This window comes from Pseudomonas sp. RT6P73, assembly GCF_054897715.1.
The window spans coordinates 1493233-1510191 of sequence record NZ_JBUBUV010000002.1 but is presented as its reverse complement, the minus strand read 5'-3'; the positions used below and the strand labels follow the sequence as shown (position 1 = coordinate 1510191).

16 protein-coding genes and 1 tRNA gene are annotated in these 16959 nt (G+C 57.6%); 7 read left to right on the top strand and 10 right to left on the bottom strand.

The genetic code is table 11. The features are described 5' to 3' along the window. Positions 1-47: 47 nt before the first annotated feature. The 3 genes from ACYZT6_RS07445 (at position 48) to ACYZT6_RS07435 (ending at position 3678) form a co-directional block, all read left to right on the top strand. Positions 48-788, top strand: a complete 741-nt coding sequence (locus ACYZT6_RS07445) for a phosphoadenylyl-sulfate reductase (RefSeq protein WP_131062981.1) — start codon at positions 48-50, stop codon at positions 786-788. Positions 789-1357: 569 nt separating this feature from the next. Further along, positions 1358-2893, top strand: coding sequence for an NCS1 family nucleobase:cation symporter-1 (locus tag ACYZT6_RS07440; protein WP_462026327.1), 1536 nt, complete (start codon positions 1358-1360; stop codon positions 2891-2893). 56 nt (positions 2894-2949) lie between these two features. Beyond that, positions 2950-3678 carry an aspartate/glutamate racemase family protein gene (locus tag ACYZT6_RS07435; RefSeq protein ID WP_462026326.1) on the top strand — a complete coding sequence of 243 codons (729 nt, stop codon included), beginning with the start codon at positions 2950-2952 and terminating at the stop codon, positions 3676-3678. Positions 3679-3796: 118 nt separating this feature from the next. On the opposite strand, the gene ACYZT6_RS07430 is transcribed toward ACYZT6_RS07435, so the two are convergent. Beyond that, positions 3797-4720: a LysR family transcriptional regulator gene (locus ACYZT6_RS07430; protein WP_462026325.1), complete on the bottom strand. Its 924-nt coding sequence runs from the start codon at positions 4718-4720 to the stop codon at positions 3797-3799. Positions 4721-4844: 124 nt separating this feature from the next. On the opposite strand from ACYZT6_RS07430, the gene ACYZT6_RS07425 reads away from it, so the two are divergent. After that, positions 4845-5591: a 3-oxoacyl-ACP reductase family protein gene (locus tag ACYZT6_RS07425; RefSeq protein ID WP_462026324.1), complete on the top strand. Its 747-nt coding sequence runs from the start codon at positions 4845-4847 to the stop codon at positions 5589-5591. A 123-nt stretch (positions 5592-5714) separates the two neighbouring features. On the opposite strand, the gene ACYZT6_RS07420 is transcribed toward ACYZT6_RS07425, so the two are convergent. Further along, on the bottom strand, positions 5715-6410 hold the full coding sequence (locus tag ACYZT6_RS07420) for an HAD-IA family hydrolase (RefSeq protein ID WP_462026323.1): 696 nt from the start codon (positions 6408-6410) through the stop codon (positions 5715-5717). Between the two features lie 251 nt (positions 6411-6661). Here ACYZT6_RS07420 and ACYZT6_RS07415 point away from each other — a divergent pair, with 251 nt between their 5' ends. Together ACYZT6_RS07415 and ACYZT6_RS07410 are read left to right on the top strand one after the other, a co-directional pair. After that, a complete protein-coding gene (locus tag ACYZT6_RS07415) occupies positions 6662-11518 on the top strand; it encodes an RHS repeat-associated core domain-containing protein (RefSeq protein ID WP_462026322.1) in 4857 nt (1618 codons plus the stop codon). A 2-nt stretch (positions 11519-11520) separates the two neighbouring features. Next, entirely contained in the window at positions 11521-11916 is a 396-nt protein-coding gene (locus ACYZT6_RS07410) for a hypothetical protein (RefSeq protein ID WP_462026321.1), read from the top strand. Between the two features lie 577 nt (positions 11917-12493). Here the strand turns inward: ACYZT6_RS07410 and ACYZT6_RS07405 are convergent. The 8 genes from ACYZT6_RS07405 to ACYZT6_RS07370 all read right to left on the bottom strand — a co-directional run bounded on the left by ACYZT6_RS07405 (position 12494) and on the right by ACYZT6_RS07370 (position 15891). Next, the gene (locus tag ACYZT6_RS07405) at positions 12494-12706 is read right to left on the bottom strand and encodes a hypothetical protein (protein WP_462026320.1); all 213 of its coding nucleotides are present in this window, start codon (positions 12704-12706) and stop codon (positions 12494-12496) included. Positions 12707-12811: 105 nt separating this feature from the next. Then, positions 12812-12988 (bottom strand): hypothetical protein, encoded by a 177-nt coding sequence (locus ACYZT6_RS07400; protein ID WP_461957944.1) that lies wholly within the window; start codon positions 12986-12988, stop codon positions 12812-12814. Between the two features lie 125 nt (positions 12989-13113). Then, a complete protein-coding gene (locus tag ACYZT6_RS07395) occupies positions 13114-13542 on the bottom strand; it encodes a glycine zipper domain-containing protein (RefSeq protein ID WP_462026319.1) in 429 nt (142 codons plus the stop codon). Positions 13543-13734: 192 nt separating this feature from the next. Beyond that, positions 13735-14106: a bacteriocin gene (locus tag ACYZT6_RS07390; RefSeq protein ID WP_461957942.1), complete on the bottom strand. Its 372-nt coding sequence runs from the start codon at positions 14104-14106 to the stop codon at positions 13735-13737. Positions 14107-14443: 337 nt separating this feature from the next. Continuing rightward, complete coding sequence (locus tag ACYZT6_RS07385; protein WP_462026318.1) at positions 14444-14629, bottom strand: hypothetical protein; 186 nt, start codon at positions 14627-14629, stop codon at positions 14444-14446. Between the two features lie 187 nt (positions 14630-14816). Continuing rightward, positions 14817-15137, bottom strand: a complete 321-nt coding sequence (locus tag ACYZT6_RS07380) for a YbjQ family protein (protein WP_192226200.1) — start codon at positions 15135-15137, stop codon at positions 14817-14819. Between the two features lie 148 nt (positions 15138-15285). Beyond that, positions 15286-15468: a hypothetical protein gene (locus tag ACYZT6_RS07375; protein ID WP_109635988.1), complete on the bottom strand. Its 183-nt coding sequence runs from the start codon at positions 15466-15468 to the stop codon at positions 15286-15288. 333 nt (positions 15469-15801) lie between these two features. Beyond that, positions 15802-15891, bottom strand: a tRNA-Ser gene (locus ACYZT6_RS07370). A gap of 308 nt (positions 15892-16199) precedes the next feature. Here ACYZT6_RS07370 and ACYZT6_RS07365 point away from each other — a divergent pair. Continuing rightward, entirely contained in the window at positions 16200-16889 is a 690-nt protein-coding gene (locus ACYZT6_RS07365) for a crotonase/enoyl-CoA hydratase family protein (RefSeq protein WP_462026317.1), read from the top strand. Positions 16890-16959: the final 70 nt, after the last annotated feature.

Genomic DNA, 16959 nt, shown 5'->3' with positions numbered 1-16959 from the left:
CCCTATATAGAGCGCCCAGCGCCACCGACCTGTAGGAAGCCGCCCTGATGAGCCCATCGTTCGATGTCGTGGAACTCGCCACGACCTATGCCAACAAGTCCGCCCAGGACATCCTGAAACTCGCGTTCGCCGAGTTTGGCGATGACCTGTGGATATCTTTCAGCGGCGCCGAAGACGTGGTGCTGGTAGACATGGCCTGGAAGCTGAACAAGAACGTCAAAGTGTTCAGCCTCGACACCGGCCGTTTGCATCCAGAGACCTACCGATTCATCGATCAGGTGCGCGAGCACTACAAGATCGACATCGAACTGGTGTCACCGGACTACACGAAACTTGAACCGTTCGTGAAGGAAAAAGGCCTGTTCAGTTTCTACAAGGACGGTCATGGCGAGTGCTGCGGCATTCGCAAGATCGAACCGCTGCGCCGCAAGCTGTCGAGCGTGACCGCCTGGGCCACCGGCCAGCGTCGGGACCAGAGCCCGGGCACCCGCAGTGCCGTGGCGGTGATGGAAATCGACACCGCGTTTTCCACACCGGAACGCACCCTCTACAAGTTCAACCCGCTGGCGCAGATGACCAGCGAAGAGATCTGGGGTTACATCCGCATGCTCGAGCTGCCGTACAACAGCCTGCATGAACGCGGCTTCATCAGCATTGGCTGCGAACCGTGCACCCGCCCGGTGCTACCGAACCAGCATGAGCGTGAAGGCCGCTGGTGGTGGGAAGAAGCGACGCAGAAAGAATGCGGGTTGCATGCGGGGAATATCATCAGCAAATCGAAGGCCTGACCCCCGCCTGGCGAAATTCATTGTAGGAGCCGGCTTGCTGGCGAAAGCGGTCTTCCAGTCGATGAATCGTTTGACTGACCCACTGCAATCGCCAGCAAGCCGGCTCCTACAGGTTTCATTTAAAGTCGACTAAATGTGTACACACGAATGTCACCATAGGTGTCATTTGTGTGTGCACTTTTAGTTTCTTCGCCCCAAAAAGTTACATCCTCCTTTCCAGACTTCCTCAGTCGCGCTTTCCCACAGCCTTGACCGAATAATAAATACCTGTTCAGCCGGTCAATTTATATCGCTTTTTTTTCAGTCACTTATCTCTTCTCAATAACAAAACGAAATTAACCCTGAGTTTCATAGGCACGTAACTGGCATGGATCTGGCTTAAGTGCATACATGTTTTGTATACAATAACCTCAAAACATACACACACTTAGATCCGCAAGCCTGAAGCGCCCTATCCCGTACAGGCTGCAGATGCCCCGTAACCAATGATGCTTATTGCCCGCGACGAGGATTTGTCGAGCCCACGCTCATGCACAGTCATCGCGACACCAAGCTCGGAGCCTGCCGGAATGCGTACTAGCCTCTCCAATAACAACATCGCGCTGGATCTGCCCTCCTTATCACCTACAGCTCACGATCAAACCTTTCAAGAACACGTGGTGCTCAGCCCTCGCCTGCACAACAAGGACCTGGCCCCGACCAAAGCCGAAGGTCGACGCTGGGGCCGTTACAGCATTTTCGCCCTGTGGACCAATGACGTTCACAACATCGCCAACTACTCCTTCGCCATCGGGCTGTATGCGCTGGGCCTGGGTGGCTGGCAGATTCTGTTGTCCCTGGGGATCGGCGCGGCGCTGGTGTATTGCTTCATGAACCTCTCCGGCTACATGGGACAAAAGACCGGCGTGCCGTTTCCTGTCATCAGCCGGATCAGTTTCGGCATCCACGGGGCACAGATTCCTGCATTGATTCGCGCTGTTATCGCCATCGCCTGGTTCGGCATTCAGACGTACCTGGCGTCCGTGGTGTTTCGCGTACTACTGACGGCGGTGCACCCCGGATTCGCCGAGTACGACCATAATTCGATTCTTGGCCTGTCGAGTCTCGGCTGGGTGTGCTTCGTGGCGATCTGGCTGGTGCAACTGGGCATCCTCGCCTACGGCATGGAAATGGTGCGGCGCTATGAAGCCTTCGCCGGCCCCGTGATTCTGCTGACCGTCGCCGCTCTCGCCGGGTGGATGTACACCCAGGCCAATGCGACCATCGCCTGGTCGATTCGCGAACCGCTGACGGGCGGCGAGATGTGGCGCAACATCTTTGCCGGCGGTGCGCTGTGGCTGGCGATCTACGGCACGTTGATCCTCAACTTCTGCGACTTCGCCCGCTCCTCGCCCTGCCGCAAAACCATCAAGGTCGGAAATTTCTGGGGCCTGCCGGTGAATATTCTGGTGTTCGCGGCCATCACGGTCCTGCTCTGCGGCGCGCAGTTCCAGATCAATGGCCGGATCATCGAAAGCCCGACTGAAATCATCGCGTCGATCCCCAACACCTTCTTCCTGGTGCTTGGCTGCCTGGCCTTCCTGATCGTCACCGTGGCGGTGAACATCATGGCCAACTTCGTCGCCCCGGCCTTCGTGCTCAGCAACCTGGCGCCCAAGTACCTGACCTTCCGCCGCGCCGGGCTGATCAGCGCGACCATTGCGGTGTTGATCCTGCCGTGGAACCTCTACAACAGCCCGTTGGTGATTGTGTATTTCCTGTCCGGCCTCGGCGCCCTGCTCGGGCCGTTGTACGGCGTGATCATGGTCGACTACTGGCTTGTACGAAAAGGCCAGGTCAACGTGCCGCAGTTGTACAGCGAAGATCCCAACGGCGCTTATTACTACAGCCGCGGGGTCAATTTACGCGCCGTAGCGGCATTCATTCCTGCAGCGTTGATCGCCATCGTCCTGGCGCTGGTGCCGGGTTTCGACAGCGTGTCGCCCTTCTCCTGGCTGATTGGTGCCGGGATTGCCGGGATGCTCTATCTGATCATCGCCAAGCGGCAGCCCCATTACGCCGACGTCAGCGGAGAAGCGATCGCGGTCGACAACGTCAGCCACTAATCCATTGGCGGCCCGCAGCGTCGGGCCGCAGACCCAACCCGCAATAAGGACTTCTCATGCGAATTCTCGTGGTCAACGTCAACACCACCGAATCCATCACCCAGGCCATCGCCCGTTCCGCACAGGCAGTGGCCGCGCCGGGTACGGAAATCATTGGCCTGACGCCCTACTTCGGCGCCGACTCCATCGAAGGCAATTTCGAAAGCTACCTTGCCGCCATCGCCGTGATGGACCGGGTGATGTCTTACGACCAACCCTTCGATGCCGTGATCCAGGCCGGTTACGGCGAGCACGGTCGCGAAGGCTTGCAGGAATTGCTCAACGTACCGGTGGTGGACATCACCGATGCGGCGGCCAGTACGGCTATGTTTCTTGGCCATGCCTACTCGGTGGTTACCACGCTGGACCGCACCGTGCCGCTGATCGAGGATCGCCTCAAACTGTCTGGACTTTGGGACCGCTGCGCGTCGGTGCGAGCCAGTGGCCTGGCGGTGCTGGAGCTGGAATCCGATCCGCAACGGGCGCTGGAAGCGATTGTTCGTCAGGCGGAACTGGCGGTGCTGGAAGACAAGGCTGAAGTGATTTGCCTGGGCTGCGGCGGGATGGCCGGGCTGGATGAACAGATTCGCCAGCGCACTGGCGTGCCGGTGGTGGATGGTGTGACGGCGGCGGTGACGATTGCCGAGTCGCTGGTGCGGTTGGGGTTGTCGACGTCGAAAGTGCGGACTTATGCGACGCCCCGGCCGAAGAACATTATTGGCTGGCCGGGGCGGTTTGGCAGGTAGACCGCGTTATCGTTTTTCGCGGGCAAGCCTCGCTCCTACAATGAATCTGTGTCGGTCACAAATCTCCTGTGGGAGCGTGGCTTGCCCGCGAAGGCAGCGACTCGGTTTTGAGGCTGGCTCAAACCGCACTAAACCGCTGCCCCAACCCCCGCTCCGCAAACTGTTCAATAATGAAATCCACAAACGCCCGGGTCTTGCCCGGCAGCAGCTTGTGTTCCGCGTAATAGATAGAAATATTGCCGTCATCGACATACCAGTCCGGCAACACCCGTTGCAACGTCCCGGCCTCCAGATACCCCGCAGCAAACGGCATGCTCACCAATGCAATGCCCAACCCTTGTACCGCCGTCGCACACGCCGCCTCCGAATCGCTCATGGTCATTCGCGCCTTGAGCGTCAGCGGGTTGTATTGCTGAGTACGACTGGTCAATTGCCAGGAACGCACACGACCGGTCTGCGGAGACCGAATCAGGATGCCTTCGTGATACTTGAGATCATCCGGCTCGACGATCACCTCATGCCTCGCCAGATACTCGGCTGACGCCACCAACACCCGATGCGCCGGAGTCAGCTTGCGCGCCACCACGCCCTGCGGCAGCTCGAATCCCCCACCGATCGCCGCATCGAAACCCTGGGCAATCAAATCGACCTGACGGTTATCGAAATGCCAGTCCGGGTTGATCGCCGGAAAACGCCGCAGAAATTCGCCAAGCAACGGCACGACATATAAACGCCCGAACACTGTGCCCATGCTGACCTTCAGGGTTCCCGCCGGCCTGCCTTCGGCGCTGGCGAGGTTGGCCACCGCATTTTGAATCGTGTGCAGGCTGGAACTGACTTCGCCGAGAAACAGATGACCGGCCTCAGTCAGCGTCAGGCTGCGAGTGCTGCGCTGGAACAGCCGCACACCGAGCCGGGCCTCAAGCTTTGCAACACTTTTGCCCACCGCTGCCGGGGTCAGGCTCAAGCGTCGTGCGGCTTCGGCGAAACTGCCAACCTCGGCGCTGCGCACGAAGCATTCGATACTGCTGAAGGTTTCCATAGGCGCCACTATAAACTTCTGGTTTACACAGACTATCGCAATTACCGTCTACACAGCGTGCAATCCTGAATCGATACTAGGCTCCATCAACCGAGACATTCGCCTCGGGACTTCGGAGATCGATATGACTACTCAGAACCTCAGCGGTAAAGTGGCTTTGATTCAAGGCGGGTCCCGCGGCATCGGCGCCGCCATTGTCAAACGCCTGGCCGCTGAAGGCGCGACCGTTGCCTTCACCTACGTCAGCTCCACGGCCAAAGCCGAAGAACTGCAAAACAGCATCACCGGCAACGGCGGCAAAGCCCTCGCCATCAAGGCTGACAGCGCCGACGCCGAGGCCATCCGCAACGCCGTGGCCGCCACCGTAAAAGCCTTTGGTCGCCTGGACATTCTGGTCAACAACGCTGGCGTGCTGGCCGTTGCACCGCTGGAGGATTTCAAACTCGAAGATTTCGACCAGACACTGGCCATCAACGTGCGCAGCGTATTCATCGCCACCCAGGCCGCCGCCAAACACATGACTGAAGGCGGTCGCATCATCAACATCGGCAGCACCAACGCCGACCGCATGCCCTTCGCCGGTGGCGGCCCGTATGCCATGAGCAAATCGGCACTGGTCGGCCTGACCAAAGGCCTGGCCCGCGACCTCGGTCCACGCGGCATCACCATCAACAATGTGCAACCAGGCCCGGTCGACACCGACATGAACCCGGCCAGTGGTGACTTCGCCGAAAGCCTGATCCCGCTGATGGCAGTGGGCCGTTACGGCAAAGCCGAAGAAATCGCCAGCTTCGTTGCGTATCTGGTCGGGCCGGAAGCCGGTTACATCACAGGTGCAAGCTTGACCATCGACGGCGGTTTTGGCGCCTGATGCGGTCAGTCAACGCAAAATAACATGTGGGAGCGAGCGTGCTCGCGAAGACGGAGTGTCAGGCAACATTGATGTTGTCTGACACTCTCTTTCGCGAGCTGGCTCGCTCCTACAATTTCTATATCAAACCCACTCGAGGGCTGGCAAACCACAAGCACTCGGCTTAAACGCCTTCAACGTACGAAGAATCCCATCGGCGTGTGCGTACTTTTCGTCAGCCATCGCCGCGTCGGGAATCGCAATCGCCGTCATCCCCGCCGCTTTCGCCGCGGTCACACCGAACGGCGAATCTTCGAACACCAGGCAATCTTCAGGCGCAACGCCCAGGCGCCGCGCCGCCGTAAGGAAGATGTCCGGCGCCGGTTTCGCCGCGCCCACTTCAGGGTCATCGGCCGTCACGATGAAATCGAACAGCGCGAACCAGTCGCGGTGCAAAGTAGTTTTCTGGCCGAACGACTGCCGCGAAGAACTGGTGCCGACCGCGATCGGGATGTTATTGGCTTTCAAGTGCCGGACCAGTTCCTCGGCGCCGGGCATCGCCAACGCTCGCGGAAAACGCTCGCGCATCAGCGGTTCGCGAATCACCAGAAATTCTTCGGCGGTGATGGGCAACTCCAGTGCCTCGACCACATAGCGCGCCAGATCACCCGCGCCACGGCCGATGATGTTCTGTTTGATGCTCCAGTCGAAGACTCGACCGTAGCGCGCAGCAATCATGGACGTGACCTCGGTATAAATGCCCTCGGTGTCCAGCAGCAAGCCGTCCATATCGAAAATCACGGCCTTGATCGGGCCGAACTCATTCAGCGGTGCATTCATCGCATCTGATCCGTTTTCTAATGACATCCCAGAGGCGGCTCAGGTGCGGCCGGGTCCGTGATCGATTAAAGGATTCAGCAGCATAGCGAGCGCGGCTGCCATCGAGCAACGGGCAATCCCTCATAGATACAAAAGTGCTCGCTGTCATTTAGCGATTTTCCCTACATAAAACGCCTCCTTTCCCGACTTCTTTACCCGTTGATCCCAAGCAAAGTCTCACGCTCAATCTTGATCTGCGCGAGGGACTGCGAATGTTCGTACCTGACAAGGTACTGGCCTTGAATAACGCCATCGGCCTGCTGGTAGTCGCCGCCATGGACCCCGAGCAGCCGGACGTCGAAGCGCTGCTCAGTGACTTTCGACTTTGCCTCAATGATTACGACGCCTGGGCTGAAAGTTTCTGGACCGGCAAGGCGCTGGGTATCGAGCAGGTGTTCAAGGTTGGTCACGACGTTCGCCTGGTCGCGCCGAAAAACTCCACTACGCCTGTCAGTTCGACCGTCGCCGCGTGCCCGGCAGCCGGTCCCCTGACGCTGGTGCACATGTTCGACGCGGCGCGGTTCGTGCCGATCGGCAATACCCCGGTGATGCTTGAGCCCTTGAACGCTGACGGTACGTTCGGCGAGCCGGTTTATGACGAGATCGGCCCCAGCGGCATCCTCGAAATCCCCGAGTGCGAGCGCAGCCTGCGTTATCGCATCACCTTCTTTCCTAATGTTTCCGCTGAGCATGTCAAAGCGCTCTACGCCTCTTATCAAGGCGTCATCAGCGACCTGGAAGGCTGGCTGCGTAATGAGTGGAGCACCGAATTCGAACCCTTGTGGGCCGAGTTCGCCGAGGCCGGTTTCACCAAACGCTACGGCCTGCTGCAACAGGCCGACTGGCGCGGTTTCGAGAACTCGCTGAACGGGCTGTGGGATGACGTGAAGCAAATCTACGAGCTGATCACGGACCTGCAAGCCAACAGTGAAAAGCTTCTTGAATACCTGACCGAAACTGAACTTGAAACGCTGTTGAAGGCTTCGGCTGAATCTGTCGCCAATCTGTTGCTGGTGTTGAGTGATGAGCCGTTGATGTTCATTCATCTGGCGGCGATCACCAGTTGGCTGCGAATGTTGCCACCGCAATTCATCGCCGAAGTTGTGGCAGAGATTCGTACTGGAATATTGATCGGCTTCCTGCTGGCGCGCTTCACAGGTCCTTCTGGACTAACGCTCGGTATCAGCGCCAAGGTGCTGGACAAGGTCAAATCCGACCGCGCGCGCAACTGGCTGGCCGCCGCTAGCCTGAGGCTGGCCGGGCTTGGCGCCAAGTCCGACCTGACGACCCACGCGGGCGTACTCAAACCCCTCGCGGTCAATGCCCGAAATACTCCGCTGAACCCCGCACCCGCCGTGCCGTTGCAGATCACTGCGGGCACTGGGCCGGTTTTGCTGGTGCAGAATCCGGTCGCCATCGCTCGCGACAAATCCGCGGCCATGACCCGATTGGGCCGGCAGGAACACCGTGACGACGCTCCCGATCAAGCGAAAAACCCCAACGGCGACAGCGCCGATTGCGCACCACTGACCTGCACCAACGGTTGCCCGGTGTCGATGGTCACCGGCGAAGAATTGCTGACACTCGACGATGGTTCGCTTAACGGCCTGCTGCCTTTTGCATTTACTCGGATGTACCGAACCAGCGCCGTAGAAACGGATTGCGGGCTGGGTTGGGGTTGGAGTCATTCTCTGGCGCATCGGCTGGAACTGGACGCAGAACACGTCGTCTGGACCGACCATGAAAACCGTCGTACGACGTTTCCACTGCCCGGCTTCTCGCGTCCGGCGATTCATAACAGCTTGTCCCGCGCGGCCATTTATCTCGGACATAAACCGGAGGAGCTGATTCTTGCACTGGCCGGTGAAACGGCGCGGTTTTATCACTTTGTGAATGGTCGGCTGACGACCATCAGTGATGCTTACGACAACCGGCTGCACATCACCCGCGACCGCCAGGACCGCATTCAACGCATCGACAACGGAGCAGGCCGTTCACTGCTGTTGCGTTACGAGCGCAGGCACATCGTTACCGTCGAGTATCAGTCGTTTCATCCCGCCGAGGGATTGGGGGACGCCTGGCGTACAGAGCAAACGCTGATTGCTTACCGCTACGACGCCCGTCATCGCCTGATCGAAGCGACCAATGCTGCCGGCGAAAGCGAGCGGTACGACTACGACGATCAACACGTCATTCTCCAGCGGCAACTGGCCGGTGGGGCCAGTTTCTTTTGGGAGTGGGAAAGGTCCGGCAAAGCCGCCAGATGCGTCAGGCACTGGGCGACTTTTTCGCAGATGAACACGCGCTATGTCTGGGATGACGACGGTGGAGTGTTGGTCAAGCACGTCGATGGCAGCGAAGAAGTTTATGTCCATGACGATAAGGCGCGATTGGTGCGTCGGGTTGGGCCGGAGGGTGGCGAGCATCTCAAGGCGTACAACCAAAAAGGGCAGTTAATTGCCGAGCAAGGGCCGCTTGGGGCGATTACTCAGTACCGCTACGACGAGATGGGTCGGCTGATTGCGCTGATTCCTCCTGAAGAAGAGCCAACGTCCTACGAATACCGCAACGGTTTCTTGCACGCGCAGTATCACGGCAAAGCGGTGTGGAAGTATCAACGTAACGCGCAAGGCGATGTCACCGAGGCCATCGATCCCGACGGCCACATCACTCACTACCACTACGATGCTCAAGGACGGCTGCTGTCTATCCGTTATCCGGACACCAGCCGTCATGTGTTCGTGTGGGACGCAATCGGGCAACTGGTCGAAGAGACATTGCCGGACGGCAGTCAGCGGCGTTTTTCCTACGATGTATTGGGCCGGCAGATTAGCCGTCAGGACGAGCATGGCGCCGTCACTCACCACCAATGGGACGCCGTTGGCCGACTGAATCAAACGATTCTTCCCACAGGCGCCAGCCGCGCGTTCAGCTACAACGCCTACGGCAAGATCACCGCAGAACGCGATGAACTGGGGCGCGTCACCCGTTTTGAATACGACAACGACCTGCACCTGGTCAGCCGCCGGATCAATCCCGACGGCACGCAGCTGCGATATCGCTACGACAACGCACTGCTGCTACTGACGGAAATTGAAAACGAATCCGGCGAACGCTATCGACTGGACTACACGCCTGGCGGATTGATCCGACAGGAAACCGGCTTCGATGGTCGACGCACGGAGTATGCCTACGACCTCAACGGCCATCTGCTGGAAAAAACCGAATTCGGCGATGACGGCTCGCAGCTGTTCACGAGTTACCAACGGGATACGGCCGGACGACTGCTGGTCAAAAACCTGCCCGACGGCGTCAACGTCGAGTATCGCTATGACAGCCTTGGCCGATTGGCCAGCGTCGATGACGGCCACGACCATCCGTTGGAGTTCGAGTACGACCAGCAGAATCGCCTGAATACCGAGCATCAAGGTTGGGGCACGTTGCGCTATGCCTACGACGCCTGCGGCAAGCTCAACCATCTGCGTCTGCCGGACAACAGCAAACTCGACTATCACCACGCCAAGGGCGGAGTGCTGACAGCCATCGATCTAAACGGCACACGCCTTACAAGCCACACGTACAAGGCCGGCCGAGAGTTTCAGCGTCAGCAAGGCATGTTGCTCAACCAATATGACTACGACGAACAAGGCCGGCTGAAAGCCCACGCCATCAGCCAGCACCATCAGCCACTGTATCGCCGCGACTATGCCTACAGCGCCAACGGCAATCTCGAACACATCGCCGACACACGCCATGGCCAACGCAGTTATCAATACGATCCGCTCGACCGACTGATCCGCGTCCGCCACTCCCGCGACCAGCAGCCCGAAAGCTTTGCCCATGATCCGGCGGGCAACCTGTTGATGCAGGACCGACCCGGCCCGACCACGGTCAAAGGCAATCGCCTGCTGATGCAAGGCGATCGCCACTTCGACTACGACGCCTTCGGCAACCTGGTCCGCGAGCGCCGCGGCACCGCACAAAAAATCGTCACCGAATACCGCTACGACTGCCAGCATCGATTAGTCGGCGTCACGCTCCCGAACGGCAACACCGCCAGCTACCGCTACGACGCCTTCGGCCGCCGCATCAGCAAAACCGTTGACGGCAAAACCACCGAATTCTTCTGGCAAGGCGACCACCTCGTCGCCGAACACAGCCAGGATCACCACCGCAGCTACCTCTACGAACCCGGCACCTTCCGCCCGCTGGCCATGCTCGACGGCAAAGGCCCTCGCCAGGCCTGCCCGTTCTACTACCAACTCGACCACCTCGGGACACCGCAAGAACTCACCGACTACAGCGGCGATATTATCTGGGCTGCCCAGTACACGGCGTATGGCCGCCTGACCCGACTAAACCGCGATACGCATCAGGTTCTGGATCAGCCGTTGAGGTTTCAGGGGCAGTATTACGATGCGGAAACGGGGCTGCACTACAACCGGCATCGGTATTACAACCCGGATGTGGGGCGGTATCTGACACCGGATCCGAGTAAGTTGGCGGGTGGGTTAAACGGGTATCAGTACACGCGCAATCCGACGGGGTGGGTTGATCCGTTGGGGTTGAGTGAGTGCCCGGGGGCGGATGGGTGTAAGAGGCCTTCGTTTGGGGATGAGGATCCGGCGGGGAAGGTTAAGGTTGATGAGGGGGAGCCCAGCACTCCATCCCCTAAACCAAAAAATCGTTATTTATATCGCGGCGATTCACGGGAGCCTTGGGAGATATTTGAGGCTGGCTTTGAGCCTCTGGGAGACAGCATGGACCTCTATTTGCACGCATTGGACAATCGAAGCCCTCCCAGCTTCTTTGTCAGCACTTCGACCTCGGAAAAGGAAGCTATAAAATTCGCAACGGGCTACGGATATGAAGACGGCTTCGTCTACGTAATAAAAAATATTCGCGGGATCGATGTGAATAAAAAACTCGGCATTATTTCGCCACATAGAGGTGAGGTTGAAATAGCTTTGCCTGGAGGAGTAGACAGTCGAGATATTCTCGGTGTCACCCCCGTGAACGCCGATGGCACCTACAAGGGCTACTCAACCCCTAACCCCCGCAGGAAGTGATCATGAACAAAACAATAGAAATATCCATAAACACCTGCGGAGTAAGTGAGAAAGTTTCTATCGAATGCGACCGAAAAAATCTGACTTTAGTTTTCACTATGAAAAACGGCTTGAGAAAAACATACACGGCTCACGATCTTTTCGAATGCTTTGGGCTTTTACGCGCCGACTTTCCAGAAATAAAATTTCTGTGCAAAGGAGCCAAACTCAACGTGTATCCCTCGCGCATGGCATCACAAATGGCTGGCGGCATAGTGGCTTATGAACTTCATTTGGGACAGCCAACTGAAACTGAAGACGTGGTTAACATCTTCGACTTTGAAGAAAAAGACATCACAAGCGACATTCAACAACAAAGAGATTTCTATAAGCACTGGCTTGAATCTTTACCCCATTAGCAGGGGGCGCTAAGGATCATAAAGATCAACGCGGACCTCACTGACAAAGCCCAGTTCGAACTGGGCTCATCTTCCGTGAGGAACTCGGATTAACCACCCGAACCACCAGTCCCCCCACCAGCAGCACCCGTCCCTCCTCCCGCGCTCCCCGAACTCCCACCGCTCCCACCTCCACTCATTCCAGATCCACCAGAACTACCGGATCCTCCAGACCCACTCCCAGAACCACTCCCCGTCGAATTTCCACCACTCATCGACCCGCTTCCCGCCCCCGGGCTGGTGCTACTCCCTTTTGCATCGCCGGCATTCCCTCTGCCAATGGAACCAGGCTGCAGCTCCTTTCCATCTCTAGAACCGGCATTCATTTCACTGGATGGCGGCATCCCGCCCTTATCGACCGGGGCGTCATTGCCGGAAGATTGAGCAAGCGCCGCCATGGAACTGACCGACAACACGCCGCTCACCGTCAGGGCCATCAATTTTGACCTGATCATGGTGCATCTCCTTTAAAAAGGTGCGTACCTGATTTTGGGCGGCGTTCGCTTTTTAAAGGTGCCGCTCAATCGACGAATGGTTCTCAGCTCGGCTCACCGGACGCGTCGTTACCCGCAATGTCCGGATCTTCGGGTGTAGCCTCGACATCGCCACGCTTCACATCATCAGCCGGCAGTTGTTCAACCGCAGCGTCGTCGTCAGGCGGACGTTGATCGCGACTCAAGGAATCGGTGGGCGAAGGCAGCGGATATTCAGGGGTATCGTCGACATCGTCGACTTTCGGATCAGCGTTCATAAGCACCTCACGAAGGGCCTGAAAAGCAGGCCCTGAAATTTCGAGGGCTGGGTAATCCTTGCGTTCGATCAGAGAGACGATCGGTCGATGGCGTCACAACGCCGGTCAATCTTCGTCCTCTTCTTCATACTCGAGGTTTCCCACATCGCCGGCGTCATCGGAATCATTGAGCGGCACCGTTGCGTCATCCATCAACGAGCCCGGATCTTCGTTACCCGGGTCATTAATGAACGGAAGCCCACTCGGGCCTTTTTCTTCCTTGCCTTCGGTTTCAGGAGTCATGGCAGCTCTCACAACGTTTGGGGTGTATGACGTTCGAGGCGGCCGGTGACCAAACGTTCCGGAGTCCTGCAGGCAGATACGAAAAACCCGGCCTGAGCCGGGTTTCTGATCTCACTGATGTGGAATTAGTGATGTTTATTCTTGTGCTTGTTTTTGTGCTTATGCTTGTGACCGCCACCGGAATGAGACTTGCCGCTGTCGGTGCCCAGGTTGTTGCCTATCGCACCACCCGCTGCGCCGCCCAGACCTGCGCCAATGGTCGAGCCGGTAGAACCGCCGAGGCTATTGCCGATCACCGAGCCGCCCGCCGAACCTAACCCGCCGCCGATGGCCGCTTCTGTCCGGCTGCCCTTGGGAGCGCCAACTGCGCTACCGGCGGCGCCGCCAACACCCGCGCCAATCGCTGCGCCTGTGCTGCCGCCCATTTGCTGACCCACAACGTTGCCCAGTGCACCGCCAATACCACCGCCAACTGCCGCAGTGCCGTCACCGGCAGCCATTGCACCTTGAGCGACCAAAAGTCCCAGAAACAACGTGGACAATGTCAAACGCATGATATGAACCTCAAATTCCGCATCGGGGGTAAGAGTACGCGTTGCGGATGGGCGTGAGTCTAGCACCTGCACTCACTGAATCCGGCCAGCGATGTAGGTTGGACAGCTATAAATTCGAACCACGTGAAAAAGAAACATCCAGATACGAAAAGCCCGGCATTTAACCGGGCTCTTCGATCCGATCGATCAGGATCAGTGACGCTTGTGACCTTTGGCCAGATTGCTGCCCACGCCGCCGCCCAATGCGCCGCCCAAGCCTGCGCCGATGGTCGAACCGGTCTTGCCGCCCAGGCTGTTGCCGATCACCGAACCACCGGCCGCGCCGACACCACCACCAATGGCCGCTTTGGTGCGGCTGCCTTTACGTGCTGCCACCGCACTGCCAGCAGCGCCGGCAACACCTGCGCCGATTGCCGCGCCGGTGCTGCCGCCCATGCTCTGGCCGACCACGTTACCCAACGCACCACCCAGACCACCACCGAGCGCAGCAGTGCCATCACCCGCAGCCATTGCACCTTGAGTCACCAGAAGTCCCAGAACCAGAGCAGGCAGTGTTAAACGCATGACGAAAAACCTCAAAAATAGGGGAAACCGAAAAGTCGGGGATTGAATGCTTTCGAGGAGGAAACGTCCACACAAAATCCGCTCCAACCTCGCAATTGGCGACGGTTGGACAGCTTTTATGGAAAAGGTTTTATGACAGGCAAAAAAAAGCCCGCTGGGGAACGGGCCAGGTACTGCTTTCTAACGGATGAGCTGAGACTACGTAGCCAGGTGTGAAAAGTTTGTGAAAAACCACCAACATAAAAATTATCGTTTGTCTGTAGACCATTTCCGGGGTGTTGAGCCCCCTCTAAAAATAAAAAACCCCACTCATTGGCGGGGTTTGTCCGGTTGATCATTATTTCGTGGGCGGCAACACTTTGGGCCTGAATTTCGACTTGAACACTTTCTTCGCTGCGGACTTAGCTTTGCTGGTCTCAAGCAGATCTTCACCGAAGCCCGCCACATACTCCGTCTGGCCACACTGCACGCAATTGTTGATTGGAAACTCTGCCCCGTCGTCTTCGATATACGGATCAGCCATAGCCCTTCCCCTCTCAAAGCGGGATCGATACCGGCAAGCCCTATTGCCTGAAAAATATCGACCACCAAGGCTTTTGAGACTAGCCGGTCATTACCGGACTTGTAATTCAGATTTCCGCATGCCCGACGAATGGACCACGCCGCTTTCTACAAAACCCACTGGCGAATAAACAGGCCCATTGCCTCACTCACCTCAGTTTGACCGCCGTCCCGGTCACAAACACCACCACCATCCCGCCCTTGCCGGCCGGCATGCTGATCTCAAAATCGAGTCCGACCACTGCATCCGCCTGAAGCGCCCGCGCCCGCTCCTTGATCTCGTCGGTCGCCTGAATCCGCGCTTCCTTCAACGCCCGCTCCAGCGTCTGAGAACGTCCACCGAAAAAGTCCCGCATACCGGCGAACATGTCGCGGATGACGTTGACACCCTGCACCGACTCGGCGCTGACGATGTCCAGGTAGGCGGTGATTTGGCGGCCTTCAATGGCGTGGGTTGTGGTGGTGATCATGGGGATTCCTTCTTCATTTAGGCACGCATTATTCCTCGGCAGCCAATCGTTGAAAACAAAGAGCCCAGCAACGGTTGGGCTTCGAAACTCGGGTATCGCTTCCTCAGGCATGATTAAAAATCAGAACGCCTTTATTTGAGCCGGAACCTTAAAGAAGCTTGATCAACACCGTTGTAATAGTTGCCACCGTGCCAATCAGTCCAGTCGCAACAGCCACCGGATACCAAAAAGTCTCACGGGTCATCTTGCCGGCCTCGGCGTTCAGCTTGCGCTGCTCAGCCATCAACTTGACGATTTCCACATGAACCTTTTCCAGCTCTGCCTGCTTCATGGTCATTTCCTGCATAAACTTACGTATGTCCATTCCGGATAATGGGGGGACGCCATATGCGCTGCCCTTTGATTCATTTTGTACCCTGGAGGCACAAAACGAATACCCCTCCCCGAGATGGTTCATGTGAGGTGCTTGGACCTATGGAAGCACCTAAACGCCTAGCGTTCCTGCATGACTTCCCACACGCATCTCACTATTCCTACATCATTTTCAGAAGCGACTTCGCTAATTCGCCCGAGCCAACAACGTTGCCATGACTGAAATCCTAACCCCAGAAACCACAAAACCCCTGACTTCTCTCGAAATCAGGGGTTCTGGTTACATCGAATTTGGCGGTGAAGGAGAGATTCGAACTCTCGATACAATTTCTTGTATACACACTTTCCAGGCGTGCTCCTTAAGCCACTCGGACACTTCACCGTATCTCGTCAAACATGTTCTGTCTGTCGAGGCGCGCTAATGTAGTCGAAAGCTTTTCTGATGGCAAACTTTTTTTGCAGAATTTTCATGCGCTTAGCGTTTTAGTCCTTCCTGTCGGTTCCGGGTGATGGCAAACCTGCCAATCTCCGGCTCCGCGCCCTCTTCTATAAGGAGGGGAATGCGCGGCGGGTGTGGCGGGCTACGCTTGCCCGGCGGGGAAAGGGTGACTCGCGGGTCAGTCACGGCGCTTTACCTGGCCTGCGGCGGTGGGTAACGTCTGCCCTAACTTTCATACAAGGAATAGCGTCATGAGTGAGTTGATTTCCTACCATCTCGAAGACGGTATCGCGACCCTGACCTTGAGTAATGGCAAGGTCAATGCCATCTCCCCGGACGTGATTGCTGCGTTTAATGCTGCGCTGGATCAGGCCGTGACTGATCGTGCGGTGGTGATCATTACCGGGACGCCGGGGATTCTGTCCGGCGGTTATGACTTGAAGGTGATGACCTCCGGCCCTAAAGAAGCAGTCTCGCTGGTGACGGCCGGCTCGACGCTGGCCCGCCGCCTGTTGTCGCACCCGTTCCCGGTGATCGTGGCGTGCCCTGGGCATGCGGTGGCCAAGGGAGCTTTCCTGCTGTTGTCGGCGGATTACCGCATCGGTGTCGATGGCCCCTTCAGCATTGGTCTGAACGAAGTGCAAATCGGCATGACCATGCACCACGCCGGTATCGAGATCGCACGTGATCGTCTGCGCAAGTCGGCGTTCCACCGCTCCGTCATCAACGGTGAGATGTTTAATCCACAGAGCGCCGTGGATGCCGGTTTCCTCGACGTGGTGGTGTCGGCCGAGGAGCTGCAAGGCGCGGCCCTGGCGGCAGCGCGTCAATTGAAGAAGATCAACATGACCGCGCACAAGAACACCAAGCTGAAAGTGCGCAAGGCGCTGCTCGAGACGCTGGACAACGCGATCATTCTGGATCAGGAACACATGGGTTAAACCCAAATAGGCTGCTGCGAAAAGCCCGACCGTCGTGTCGGGCTTTTTCATGCACACACCGTTGAAAATC